Below are 13,034 nucleotides of genomic sequence, written 5' to 3' on the forward strand. Positions count from 1 at the left end.
GCATGCCCACGAGGATCCTCCCGGCCGTCGGTGACGCGGACGCGGTCCGGTCCGTCACGACGCTGCTCAGCCAGCTCCCGGACGCCGAACCGGTCGCCCCGGTGGTCGACTCCACCCAGCTCATCGACACCCTCGCCCGCCTGGCCGCCGAATCGGTCGACGAGCTGCCCGAGGTCGTGATCGTCCACGAGCGGATCGGCCCGGTCCCCGCGCTGGAACTGATCCGCGAAGTGGCCCTGCGCTTCCCGGCCGTCGGCGTCATCCTCGTCACCTCCGACGCGAGCCCCGGCCTCTTCCAGGCCGCCATGGACTACGGCGCCCGCGGCCTGGTCGCCCTCCCGCTCAGCTACGAGGAACTCGCCAGCCGCGTCCAGGCGGTGGCCCAGTGGTCCGTCGGCGTACGGCGGCACCTGGGCGCCGGCGGCGACGTCTTCACCGGCGTCGGCGGCACCGTCGTCACGGTCAGCGGCGCCAAGGGCGGGGTCGGCGCCACCCTCACCGCGATCCAGCTGGCCCTGGCCGCCCAGGCCTCCGGCCGCAGCACCGCCCTGGTCGACATGGACCTCCAGACCGGCGACGTCGCCTCGTACCTGGACGTCCAGTTCCGCCGGTCCGTGGTCGACCTGGCCGCCATCACCGACATCTCCCCGCGCGTCTTGGCCGACGCCGTCTTCCGCCACGACACCGGCCTCGCCCTGCTGCTCGCCCCCGCGGAGGGCGAACGCGGCGAGGACGTCACCGACCGCGCCGCCCGCCAGATCGTCAGCGCCCTGCGCTCGCGCTACGAGGTCGTCGTCATCGACTGCGGCGCCCAGATCGGCGGCGCGGGAGCGGCGGCCGTGGAGATGGCCGACCGGGCCCTGCTGGTCACCACCCCGGACGTGGTCGCCGTACGGGGGGCCAAGCGGGCGGTGCGGATGTGGGACCGGCTGCAGATCCGCAAGGCCGAGGAGACGACCGTCGTCGTCAACCGGCACTCCCGCGGCACGGAGATCCAGCCGCCCCTGATCCAGAAGATCACCGGCACGGCCGTCGCGGCCACGGCCGTCCCCGCCAACTTCAAGGAACTGCAGAGCGTCGTGGACGCGGGCCGCATCCACGAACTGGAGAACAAGAGCGCGGTGAAGCAGGCCCTGTGGGGCCTGGCGGCCGAACTGGGCCTGGTCAAGGCCCCCGAGGGCGCCCAGAAGGCGGGCCGGTTCCGGGGCGGCGACCGGGGGTCGGTGAGCCTGCGGCGGAGGAGGGAGGGGTGAGGATGCGCGGGAGAGAGCGGGACCGGGGCCAGGTGACCATCGAGTTCCTCGGCATGACGCCGACGATCCTCGTGACGCTGATCGCCCTGTGGCAGGTCGTCCTCGTCGGATACACCTTCGTCCTCGCGGGCAACGCCGCGGACGAGGCGGTGCGGGCGGGCACGGCGGTGGGGCCGGGCGCACGGCAGGGCGCGTGCCAGGAGGCCGGCCTGAAGCACCTGTCGGAGGCGTGGCGCTCCGGCGCCACGGTGACCTGCGGGGGCTCCGGCTATGTGACGGCGGACGTACGCCTGGAGGTCCCGATCCTCTTCCCGGGCACGCTGTCCTTCCCGTACGCCGTCAAGGGCCACGCCGGAGCGGTCGAGGAGGAGACGGACTGACATGGCACGCATCCGCAAGGGCGACGGCGGCGACGGCCGGGCGGCCGGAGCCACGGCGGCGCGGCCGACAGGCCGGACGGGCAGGGTACGGGTCGGTACGGCAGGGATCGGCACGGCCCGGGTCGGTACGGCCCGGATGCGCAAGGTCTGGGACCGCGGGCAGGTCGCCATCGAGTACATCGGTTTCCTGCCGATCCTGCTGCTCGTCGCGCTGGCGGCCGTGCAGCTCGGCCTGATCGCCTACACCGCCCAGCAGGCCGGCACGGCGGCCCGGGCCGGGGCGCGCAGCGCGTCACTGGCCGGCCCGCACGAGGCGGACTGCCGGGCCGCGGTGAGCAGCTGGCTGGCGGACGGCACCAGTTGCCCGGCGTCGATCGGCGGGGACGAGGTGACGGTCACGGCCAGCGTGCAGATCCCGTCCCTCGTGCCGGGCTGGGACTTCGGCCCCGCCGTCAAGACCGCCACGATGCCGCGCGACCACTGAGCAACGAGCGAGGAGCACCGGACTCATGAGCCTGCGAGCACGCATCAACACCCCCGAGGAGAACGGCAACCGGGGTGAGGACGGCCACATGGTCGCCTCCTACCGGGCCAAGCTCCTGGAGGAGATCGACCTCGCGGAGATGAGTTCGCTGGCCGCCGCCGAGCGCAGGGCCCGGCTGGAGCGCGTGCTCGGGCACATCATCAGCCGCGAGGGTCCGGTCCTGTCGACCGTGGAGCGCTCGCAGCTGATCCGCCGGGTCGTCGACGAGGCCCTCGGCCTGGGCATCCTCGAACCGCTCCTGGAGGACGCCTCCATCACCGAGATCATGGTCAACGGCCCGGACGCGATCTTCGTCGAGCGCGGCGGCCGCGTGGAGCAACTGCCCCTGCGCTTCGCCTCCAACGACCAGCTCATGCAGACGATCGAGCGGATCGTCTCCACGGTCAACCGCCGCGTCGACGAGTCGAACCCCATGGTCGACGCCCGGCTGCCCTCCGGCGAGCGCGTCAACGTCATCATCCCGCCGCTGTCCCTCACCGGCGCGACCCTCACCATCCGCCGCTTCCCGCGCTCCTTCACGCTGCAGGAACTGATCGGCCTCGGCTCCCTCGACGAGTCGATGCTGTACCTGCTGGCGGGCCTGGTGCAGGCGAAGTTCAACATCATCGTCTCGGGCGCGACGGGCACCGGCAAGACGACCCTCCTCAACGCCCTGTCCGGCCTCATCCCCGAGGGCGAACGCATCATCACCATCGAGGACTCGGCCGAACTCCAGCTCCAGCAGCCGCACGTGATCCGCCTGGAGTCGCGCCCGCCGAACGTCGAGGGCAAGGGCCAGGTCACCATCCGCGACCTGGTGCGCAACTCCCTGCGCATGCGCCCTGACCGCATCGTCGTCGGTGAGGTCCGCGGCGGCGAGTCCCTCGACATGCTCCAGGCGATGTCGACGGGCCACGACGGCTCGCTGGCGACCGTCCACGCCAACAGCGCGGAGGACGCGCTGATGCGGCTGCAGACCCTCGCGTCCATGTCGGACGTGGAGATCCCCTTCGTCGCCCTGCACGACCAGATCAACAGCGCGGTGGACGTCATCGTGCAGCTGACCCGGTTCGCGGACGGCGCGCGCCGCATCACCGAGATCGCGCTGATGGACAGTCACGGCAGCGACCCGTACCGGCTGGTGACGGTGGCCCGTTTCCACGCGCAGCCGATGGCCGCCGACGGCCGTATCCACGGCACGTTCGAGTACTACCCGCTGCCACGCCGCACCGCCGACCGCCTCTACATGGCGAGCCAGCCCATCCCGCAGGCCTTCGGCATCGCCCGGACCGCGGACCAGCTAGCCACCCGAGAAGCCAGGTAGGACCGACCGATGGAACTGCACCAGCTCATCACGCTCACCACCGGCATCACCCTGCTGACCTGCGTCCTCGCGGTCATCGGCCTGCACTCCTACGCCATGGGCAAGGCCCAGCGCCAGGCGCTCGTCGACCGGCTGTCCGCGACCGGCCAGATCCCGGTCGCCGGCCGCCGCCGCCACTTCCGCGGCATCGACCGCCGCCTGCGGCGCACCCGGCTCGGCAGGAAACTGGAACTCCGCCTGGCGGCGACGGGCCTGGACATCACGCCGGGTGAGTTCTTCGTCTACATGCTGGCGACGGTGGCGGGCCTGTGGCTGATCGGCCAGGCGGCCCTGGCCCCGTTCTTCGGACCGCTGGCGGGATTGCTGGGCGTGTGGGTGGCGATCCAGTTCCTCAACTGGCAACGCCAGAAGCGCATCGAGAAATTCATCAACCAGCTCCCGGAAATGTCCCGCATCCTCGCCAACGCGACCCAGGCGGGGCTGGCCTTGCGCACGGCGATCGGGATGGCGGCCGAGGAGATGGAGGCACCCGCGGGCGAGGAACTCGGCAAGGTCTCCGCCCAGCTGGCCGTCGGCGCGTCGATGGACGAGGCGCTCGGCGAACTGGCGGACCGCCTCCCCTCCCGCGAACTCGTCGTCCTCGTGACCACCCTGGTGCTGTCGAACCGGGCCGGCGGCCAGGTGGTCAGCGCCCTGCGCAACCTGACCGAGACCCTGGAGGAGCGCAAGGAGACCCGGCGTGAGGTCCGCACCCAGCTCTCCCAGGTCAACATGACGTCGTACGCGGTCCCGGTCCTGGGCGTCGGTTCGCTCTTCCTCATGGACGGCGTGAAGGACGGCGCCCTGGAACGCATGACCGGCTCCCCCTTCGGCCAGGCGGCGGTCATCATCGCCTTCTCGCTCTACGCCGTCGGCTTCGTCCTCATCCGCCGCCTGTCCCGCATCGACATCTGAGAAGCCCGGAGGCACACCATGGGACTGCTTCTCGCCCTGCTGATGGGCATCGGCGTCTGGGGCGTCTTCGCCGGCATCCGCATGTACCGCGCCGAGGCGAAACTCCCCGGCGACCTCGCCCTCGCCCTGGAGGTCGGCTCCACGCGCACCGGCGCGGTCGACTCGCTCGTCGACCGCATGGGCATGCGCTACGCGCCCGCCGTACTGCGGCTGATGGGCCCCAAGCAGGTGGCCAAGTACCGCCGCAAGATCGACCTCGCGGGCAATCCGGGGGGTCTGACGATCGACCGCTACGCCGCGCGGCGCGCGGTCTACGGCGCCCTGGGCGGAGTCGGCTTCCTGGTCTTCCTCATGCGCGGACAGCTGTTCGTGGCCCTGCTCCTGCTGGCCTTCGGGGCGTTCTGGACGGAGGTCGGCATCTGGTCGGCCATCCGCATCCGCAAGGACGTCATCGAACGGACCCTGCCGGACTTCCTGGACGTCCTCGCGGTCGTGGTCAGCGCCGGCCTCGGTTTCCGCCAGGCCCTGGACCGGGTGGCGTCCAAGTACGAGGGCCCCTGGGCCGACGAACTGCGCATCACCCTGCGCCAGATGGACCTCGGCATGAGCCGCCGCGACGCCTTCGCGGAACTGCGCCGCCGCAACGACTCCGAGCAGGTCGCCATGTTCGTGACGGCGCTGCAGCAGGGCGAGGAACTGGGCGCCCCGATCGTCGACACGCTGGTGTCCCTCGCCAAGGACATGCGGCGCACGGACGCCCAGAACGCGAGGCGGAAGGCGGCCCGGGCGGTCCCCAAGGCCACCATGATGATCACGACCTTCATGGTCCCGGCCACGATGCTCCTCCTCGGCGCCGGCCTGATCCTCGGCTCGGGCACGGACTTCGGCTCGGTGACGGGGAAGTAGGGGGGGCGCCACGATGCCGATGACAGGGGAACGCAGCGGACTGCTGGGCCGTCGCCGCCGTGCGGACCGGACCCCGGAGATCACGACGCCCCCGGCGGGCACGGTCCTCCCCGTCCATGTCCGCACGGGCGCGCCGGACGTCCCGGTCACGTCCGTGACCCCCGCGCTGCCTCCGGGGTGGGAGCCGGAGGGCGGCGGCCTCGGGGGCGAGCCGACGCTGCGGATCAAGGGCGGCGGGCGCCGGGCCCCCCGGGTGACGCCGGTGGCGGCTCCGGCGCAGGGGCGGGACGGAGACGCGCCCGCGCCTGCGCAGGGACCGGAAGCACGGGCGAACGGCCGTCCGGCCGTAGACGGCACCGCACCCCCACAGGAGCCGCCACTCCCCTTCGACGGCGAGAGCCGCACGCCGGACACGACCGCCCACCCTCTCCCAAAGGAGGGCGGCGACGGCACCCCGCCCACCGGCGACGGCACCCCGCCCACCCATCCCGCCCTGGACATCCAGGTCAACGCCCTCCAGGCCATGTGCCGCCAGGTGTTCGGCTTCCGCCTGGCCATGATCGCCCTGGCGACACCCACCGCGCTCGTGAACGCCAACGAGGGCCTTCCCACCCGCCTGGTCGGCGCGGCCGTGGTCGTCACCTTCATGACCTCCTACGTCCTCTTCCGGGACTGGGAACGCTTCGGCCGCCTCCTCCTCCGCCACCCCGTCCTCCTCGCCGCCGACACCCTCTTCGGCGCCCTGCTCCTCATCGCCGCGGGCCCCGACAGCACCCTCGCCTACGTCAGCGTGTGCACCCCCCTGCTCGCCGGCCTCGTCTACGGCTGGCGGGGCGCCGCCGTCTTCGCCTCCCTCCAGGCCCTGCTGCTCCTCCTCATCCACGCGGCCCAGGAGGACCCGGCCCCCGGCATCGCCGAGTCGACCCTCCTGCCCGGCCTCTGCGTCATCGCCGGCGCCGTCGGCTCCAGCCTGCGCAACCTGATGCTCCGCTTCGGCGCGGCCACCCAGGCCCTCACCACCGTCCAGGCCCGCCTCGCCGTCACGGAGGCGGTCAGTGCCGAACGCGCCCGCCTGGCCCGGGAGATGCACGACTCGGTCGCCAAGACGCTGCACGGCGTGGCCCTGGCCGCCGACGGTCTGACCGGCACGGCCGGCGCCGAGCGCATGGACCCGGCCCTGATCCGGCAACAGGCCGCCCTGGTCGCCCGATCGGCCCGGCGCGCCGCCGCCGAATCACGCGAACTCCTGGCCGACCTGCGCCGCGAGTCGGACCCCGACCAGGGCACCGACGTCCTGGTCGAACTGGCGGCCCGAACCCGCGACTTCAGCGCCCGCACGGGTCTGCCCGCCGTCTACCACCCCACCGGCGATCACGCTGTACCGCCCGTCCCGCCCGCGGTGGCCCGACAGTTGCTCACCATCGCCTCGGAAGCCATGGAGAACGCCCACCGCCACGCCGAACCGACCCGCGTGGACGTCCGCGCGGGCGTCCACGGCGGCCTGCTCCGCATCAGCGTCCACGACGACGGCCGCGGCCTGCCCCCCGGCACCACCCTCGAACAACTGCGCCGAGCGGGCCACTTCGGCCTCGTCGGCATGGTGGAACGCGCCGCCTCGGTGGGCGCCCGCATCCGTATCGGCCGCGGCAGCCATCCCCAGGGGACGGAGGTCCGCCTGGAACTTCCTCTGGCAGCCCTGACGACACCCACCGCCTGACCCCCACGACCCGAGAGGAGGCCCCGATGCCGGACCCCACCACCCCACACCCCGGCGCGACCCAGCCGCCGCCCCCACAGAACCCCTTCGCGGCACCACCGACCCAGCGCCTCCGGGTCGTCGTGGCGGACGACAACCCGGTGGTCCGCGCCGGTCTCACCGCCCTGCTCTCGGGCCGTGCGGACATCGAGGTCGTGGCCGAGGCGGCCGACGGCCGCCAGGCCTACGAGGCCGCCCACCAGCACCGCCCCGACGTCGTCCTGCTCGACGTCCGCATGCCCGGCGTGGACGGCATCTCGGCCCTCCCCTACCTCGTGCGCATCGCGCCGGTGGTGATGCTGACGTACAGCAGGGAATCGGAGATCGTCCAGGAGGCCCTGCGCCGAGGGGCGGGCGGCTACCTGGTCCACGGCGAGTTCACGGCCGACCAGCTGGTCGACGCCGTACGGGACATCAAGGAGGGCCGGGCCCACTTCACCCCCACGGCGGCGGGCGCCCTCCTGACCCAACTCCGCCAGAGCCAGGCACCGGGGGAGGTGTCTCTGCCGGAAGGGCTTGGGCGGTCGGTGAGTGCGACTGCATACGAAATTTCGGAGGCCGTGAACTCGCATACTCATCCGCAAGAGCCGGTATGGCCAGGAAATTTGCAGTCACGCCCGGTGTCACCTCCTCCTACTTCTTCAGAAAACCTTTCGCGAATGCAACCGGGTATGGCACAGTCTTCGTCTGAGTGGACGAGTGGCCGGCCGGCCGCTCCCGACAGGTCGCGGTTCCATCTGAGTACGAGGGAGGCGGAAATCATGGACCTCATCGCGTCGGGCATGAACAACCAGCAGATCGCCGCCACGTGCTTCATCAGCGAGAAGACCGTCAAGAACCACATCAACCGCATCTTCGCCAAGCTCCACAGCACCAGCCGCTCCGAGGCCGCCGCGAAGTGGATCGGCACGGCACCGGACTCACACCGAGGGCTGGGGTGACGTCCGGTGACGGTATGGGGGGAGAACCGGTTGGGCCCGTGCGATTGGGCCCGGGATTGGGCCCACGGGCCCTCTGGCGTACGGCCCGTCGCGCCGTACGGTCCTCGTGTCGAAAGCGACACAGCCGAACCCGGAGGGGAACACCATGAGCGACCTGATGCTGAAGACCGCCGTCGCGACCAAGGTCCGCGTGAACGGCTGGAAGAACACGACCGTGCAGGCGATGCAGCGCCGCGCCGGCGACAAGGGGCAGACGGCGGTCGAGTACCTGGGCATCATCGCGGTCGTGGTGGCGATCGTGCTGGCGATCACCGGCACGAACATCGGGCAGACCATTCTCGGCAAGATCCAGGCACAGATCGCCAAGGTCGCTCCTTGATCCGACCCCGCCGTTACGGTGACGCAGGGCAGGCCTTCCCCATCTACATCACGGTGGTGGGGGGCCTGCTCTTTCTCGCGTTCGCCTACTTCGCGGTCGGCCAGGCCGCAGCGAACAGGAACGGCGCGCAGACAGCCGCGGACGCGGCGGCTCTCGCGGCGGCGCAGGACAGGCGGGAGCAACTCGCAGGCGCATGGGTCGAGAGCGTGCTCGATCCGACCAAGTGGCGGCAGATCTTCGAAGGGAACGCAGACGGACTTGCTCCTTCGTGCTGGCGTGCGCAGGAACTGGCCGGCCGGAACGATGCTCATTTGGCGGGTATCGAGTGCATTCCGGACGGCCTCCTGGGCTTCAAGGTCGAGGTCGAGAGCAACAAGCCTGTAGGGGAGTCGATCGTTCCCGGCACGGAGAAGCAGCAGGCCAACGCGACCGCCGCAGCCGTGATCGAGCCCCGCTGCGATTTCGATCCTCTCGGCGACGATGCCGGCCCCGACGTGCTGCCGAAGCTCGTCTGCGATGGCGGGGTCGAATGGGAGCTGAAGCCGGACGACCTCGATGTCCTACCCAAACCTGAAGACCTCTTCGATGTCCACCTGGCCGACTCACAAGCGAACGACGAGTGATGAAGGAAGCAGAGAGATGAGCATTCGGTTCACAGCGAAGGCCCGCAGGGGGATGGTCGCGTTGACCATTGCGGCCGGACTGGCCCTCGGTGTGGCCGGCTGCGGCGGCGGTGGAGACAACGATGACAAGTCGAGCCCGCCGGCCTCCGCCTCCAAGGACAGGGGATCGAAGCCGAGTGCTCAGGAGGGGCAGTCGGAGACGCCGCTGGCCGAGCTGAAGGGCACGGACGGGCTGCTCCTGCAGATCACCTCTGCCACCCGGGACGCGGGCGGCTTCCTCACCGTGAACGGCACCGTGAAGAACGACGGCGACAAGTCCGTGGTGGTGCCACCGCAGACAAGCGGTGACGAGACCGAAGTGATCAAACACGGTCCGTCTCTCGGCGGTGCCACCATCGTGGACGCCAAGGGCAAGAAGCGTTACTACACACTTCGTGATACCGAAGGCCGACCGCTGACGACGACTGGTCTGGGGAACCTTGAGGCGGGACAGACTCTCCCGGTTTTCATGCAGTTCCCGGCACCTCCCGCGAGCACGACCGAGGTCGGCCTCCAGGTGCCCACCTTCTCCAGCGGCACCATCAAGATCTCCGGGTGAGGCCGGTCATGATCCGCACGCAGCAGCGAACGGCGGCTCCACGGCTCGCCCTGGCCCTCACCGCCGCAGGCCTCATGGTGGCGACGAACATCTACGGCGCCGTGTCGGCCCACGCCGACGAGAGCCCCGGTGTTCCGCCGGGCACCGAGGCGTCCGCCTCCGCCCCCGTCGAGGTCGACCCCAACGACCCCGATCTGAAGCTCCCCGAAGGCGCCACCCTCGCCGAGCCGAAGGTCCTCGACATCAAACAGGTCGTCGAAGACCAGAGCGGTGACGAGCGCCGCGAAGACACCAACGCCGACGTCAAGTTCGCCCTCCAGGCCGAGGTCCTCTTCGGCAAGGACAGCGCGAAACTCAGCGCCCAGGCGAAGGCCCGCATCTCCGCGATCGCCGCGGAGATCAAGACCCAGAACGCGACGAAGATCCGCGTCTTCGGCTTCACGGACAACCTCGGTTCCTCCGCCCACGGCGACGTCCTGTCCCGGCAGCGGGCCGACGCCGTACAGAACGTCCTGGACCAGGAACTGACCGACTCCAACGTCACGTACGAGGTCCGCGGCTACGGCGAGCAGTACCCGATCGCCGACAACTCCACGGAATCCGGCCGCAAGAAGAACCGCCGGGTCGAGGTCTCCTTCCCCCGCTCGGAGAGCTGAGGGGCGAAGAACCCGGACCGAAGGGACGAGGAGCGTGCGGCGCGTGCACCACGAACGCGCCGGGCGCTCCTCTCCGCATGGAGCAAGCGCCCGGGCAGCTCCGGCACGTTGGGCCCCGTTTTGGGGCCACGGGCCCATCCCGTCCCGCGCGTCCCTCCCTACCCTCGGGCCGTGTCGTAGACCGAGGGCGGAGGTGGGGGCATGGCCTCGATCGGGGGAGTGCCGGGGTCGGTCGGGCCCGGTCGGCCGACGGCGTACGGAGAGCGCCGGCCTCTGCCCGGCTCGCTCGCCACCGCGCTGGTCCTGACCCACGTCCTCTTCGCGATCACCGTTCTCGGCGGACTCGGCGTCCTGCTCACCGCGTCCTCGTACGACGCCGTCGACGGCGGTGTCCTCGCGCTCACCGCCTACGCCGCCGCCCCGGGCATCCTCGGCTGGTGGCTGGCCCGGCGCACCTGGCAGGGCGGCACCAGAGTCCTGGCCGGCCTCATCGCCGTACAGGCATGGCTGATCGCCGGCTCGGTATCCAACATCGCCGACGGATCGCCCCGCGGCTTCAGCCAGCTCTTCCTCCCCCTCCTCGTCCTCTACTTCCTCACCCGCGAGGACAGCCGCGCCTGGTACCGCCTCCCGGCCGGGGACCGCGCCGAGCGCCGCCCCTTCTCCCTGCCCCGGATGATCCGCTGGCGGCGCGACGAGGGCCAGACGGCGGTGGAGTACGCGGGGCTGATCGCGATCGTCGTGGCCATCATCGCCGCCCTGCTGGTCAGCGGCCTGGGCACGCAGATCCAGAGCGGTCTGCAGGCGGCGGTCTGCAAGGTCACCGGCACGGCCTGCCCGTCCCCGGCCACCGACGACGGCACGGGCGTGACGGCCACCCGCCCGGACCCGGCGGGCGACCCGGGAACCAGGCCGGAGGCCGGTGAGGGCGGGCGCCCCGAGGACAACGGAGGCCAGGCCGAAACCGGGGACGAGAAAGACGACCAGGACGCCAAGGGCGAGGACGGCAAGACCGAAGACCGAGAGGGCGAAGACGACGAACGCGAAGACGACAAAGGCGAAGACGACAAAGGCGAAGACGACGACGGCTGTTTCTCCGGCGTAGGGGCCTTCTTCGGCTGTGCCGGCGATCAGCTGAAGCAGGTCGGTGAAGGCCTCGTCGTCGACGGCATCGGCGGTGATCTGAAGGGCATCTGGGACACCGTCACCAACCCCCTCGACACCCTGGACGGCCTGAAGGACTACGGCGGTGTCATCGCCGACCAGTGGTCGCAGGACGCCAAGGACGCGGGCGACAAGTGGGCCAAGGGCGACTACTGGGACGCGCTCACCGACTGGGGCGGCGCGACGGTGAACTCCGGCGGCAAGGTCCTCGACGACATGTTCATCGGCGAGGACGTCCGCGACCAGTGGAACCAGGGCAACGAGACTCGCGCGGTCACCACGGTCGTCTGGAACGTCGGGTCCCTCTTCATCCCCGGCTACGGCGAGGCCAAGCTCGCCGGAAAGCTCGGCAAGCTGGGCAAACTCGGGAAGCTCGGCGACCTGGGCAAGCTCACAGAGAAGGCGGCCGGCGCGGCGGAGGACGCGGGGAAGGCCGCCAGAGCGGGTGACGTCAAGGGCGCCGAGAAGGCCGCGAAGGAGGCCGACGAGGCCGCGGACGAGGCCGAGAAGAAGGCCCGCGAATCCGGCTGCACCATCGCCGCCCCGCCCCGCAGGACGCCCTACGGCGGAACCGGGCACCCACCGGCCCCCCTCACCGGCTCCTCCGGCACCGGCACCACGGTCCTGGCGGCCGGCCGCTCCGCCGCACAGGTCGTCGCACGGGCCGAGGAAGGCTGCGACGAGGAGGCCAGGCAGCAGGCCGAGGAAGCCCGGAAGAAGGCCGACGAGGCGGAGCGGCAGACGCTCGAAGCCCGGGCCGAGGCCGCGAAGGCCGCACTGCGGGAGCAGGGTTCCTCCGTCCCGGACGACCAGATCGACGGGCTCGTCGACCGGGCCAAGGACGCCCCGGATCCGGCGAAGGCCGAGATCGGCACGCAGGACGCGGCCGCCGCGCTCGACGAGATCACCGACCTGGCCCGTCGCGGCAACGTCAACCCCGACGCCGCCGCGGCTCTGCAGGGCAAGGTCGTGAACGCCCCGGACGCCAACAAGCTGGCGGAAGCCCGCGCGGAGGTCAACGCGGTGCGCCGCGCCGCCGACGACGCGGCCCCCGGCACCCGGGTGGACGCCGGTGTCGGCGGCAAGATGAACCGGCAGGAGGCCGACCTGGGCAACGGGGAAAAGGTGAACCTCGACGAGATCCCCGACGCCGATGTGGTCTACAAGGACAGGAACGGCACCGTCCACGTCAAGGAGGTCAAGAACGCCGGCTCGGCCACGCGCAAGGCGGACTTCGCCAACCAGGTCGAACGGCTGAAGAAGTGGGCGGGCAAGGAACCCGGCCGCAAGGCCACCGTGGAGATCGAGACGACGGCCCGCTGGACGTCGATCTTCAGCGAGTTCAAGCCCGCCCGGAACGGCAAACCGGCGAGCGACACCAGGACGGCGGCCGGAGAGATGGCCAAGAACGACGTCGACGTGCGGGTGGCCGGGCAGAACCTGTCCGCGGACCAGCTCGGCAGGATGCAGCGCGCCATCGACGAGCGGACCGCCAACGGCACGATGGACTGGTCCAAGATGAAGGACCCGGAGAGCGCCAAGGCGTATCTGGGGATCAGCTGAGCGGGCGACGACGG

General features: G+C 71.1%; 13 protein-coding genes. All 13 read left to right on the plus strand.

Translation table 11 applies throughout. From position 1 onward, the window contains the following. The first annotated feature begins 2 nt into the window (after nt 1–2). The 13 genes from CHR28_RS20205 (at nt 3) to CHR28_RS20265 (ending at nt 13,020) form a co-directional block, all read left to right on the plus strand. A complete protein-coding gene (locus CHR28_RS20205; protein ID WP_094055060.1) occupies nt 3–1,253 on the plus strand; it encodes an AAA family ATPase in 1,251 nt (416 codons plus the stop codon). A 2-nt stretch (nt 1,254–1,255) separates the two neighbouring features. Beyond that, a complete protein-coding gene (locus CHR28_RS20210; protein ID WP_094055061.1) occupies nt 1,256–1,633 on the plus strand; it encodes a pilus assembly protein in 378 nt (125 codons plus the stop codon). Nucleotides 1,634–1,769: 136 nt separating this feature from the next. Next, complete coding sequence (locus CHR28_RS20215) at nt 1,770–2,117, plus strand: TadE/TadG family type IV pilus assembly protein (protein ID WP_094055110.1); 348 nt, start codon at nt 1,770–1,772, stop codon at nt 2,115–2,117. Between the two features lie 25 nt (nt 2,118–2,142). Then, nucleotides 2,143–3,480 (plus strand): CpaF family protein, encoded by a 1,338-nt coding sequence (locus CHR28_RS20220; protein WP_094055062.1) that lies wholly within the window; start codon nt 2,143–2,145, stop codon nt 3,478–3,480. A gap of 9 nt (nt 3,481–3,489) precedes the next feature. Further along, nucleotides 3,490–4,434, plus strand: a complete 945-nt coding sequence (locus CHR28_RS20225) for a type II secretion system F family protein (protein ID WP_094055063.1) — start codon at nt 3,490–3,492, stop codon at nt 4,432–4,434. Nucleotides 4,435–4,452: 18 nt separating this feature from the next. Continuing rightward, nucleotides 4,453–5,340, plus strand: coding sequence for a DUF5936 domain-containing protein (locus CHR28_RS20230; RefSeq protein ID WP_094055064.1), 888 nt, complete (start codon nt 4,453–4,455; stop codon nt 5,338–5,340). 13 nt (nt 5,341–5,353) lie between these two features. Next, complete coding sequence (locus tag CHR28_RS20235) at nt 5,354–7,057, plus strand: sensor histidine kinase (protein ID WP_256984313.1); 1,704 nt, start codon at nt 5,354–5,356, stop codon at nt 7,055–7,057. Nucleotides 7,058–7,083: 26 nt separating this feature from the next. Continuing rightward, entirely contained in the window at nt 7,084–8,037 is a 954-nt protein-coding gene (locus tag CHR28_RS20240) for a response regulator transcription factor (protein ID WP_094055065.1), read from the plus strand. A gap of 145 nt (nt 8,038–8,182) precedes the next feature. Continuing rightward, nucleotides 8,183–8,416: a hypothetical protein gene (locus tag CHR28_RS20245; protein ID WP_086840899.1), complete on the plus strand. Its 234-nt coding sequence runs from the start codon at nt 8,183–8,185 to the stop codon at nt 8,414–8,416. Continuing rightward, nucleotides 8,416–9,039: a pilus assembly protein TadG-related protein gene (locus tag CHR28_RS20250; RefSeq protein WP_094055112.1), complete on the plus strand. Its 624-nt coding sequence runs from the start codon at nt 8,416–8,418 to the stop codon at nt 9,037–9,039. The genes CHR28_RS20245 and CHR28_RS20250 overlap by 1 nt, the downstream gene beginning before the upstream one ends. A 16-nt stretch (nt 9,040–9,055) precedes the next feature. Next, nucleotides 9,056–9,637 (plus strand): hypothetical protein, encoded by a 582-nt coding sequence (locus CHR28_RS20255; RefSeq protein WP_094055066.1) that lies wholly within the window; start codon nt 9,056–9,058, stop codon nt 9,635–9,637. Nucleotides 9,638–9,645: 8 nt separating this feature from the next. Further along, nucleotides 9,646–10,293, plus strand: a complete 648-nt coding sequence (locus CHR28_RS20260; RefSeq protein WP_094055067.1) for an OmpA family protein — start codon at nt 9,646–9,648, stop codon at nt 10,291–10,293. Between the two features lie 201 nt (nt 10,294–10,494). Continuing rightward, complete coding sequence (locus CHR28_RS20265) at nt 10,495–13,020, plus strand: hypothetical protein (protein WP_094055068.1); 2,526 nt, start codon at nt 10,495–10,497, stop codon at nt 13,018–13,020. The last annotated feature ends 14 nt before the right edge of the window (nt 13,021–13,034 follow it).

It is taken from the genome of Streptomyces sp. XY006 (assembly GCF_002237655.1).
GTDB classification, from domain to species: Bacteria; Actinomycetota; Actinomycetes; order Streptomycetales; family Streptomycetaceae; genus Streptomyces; species Streptomyces levis.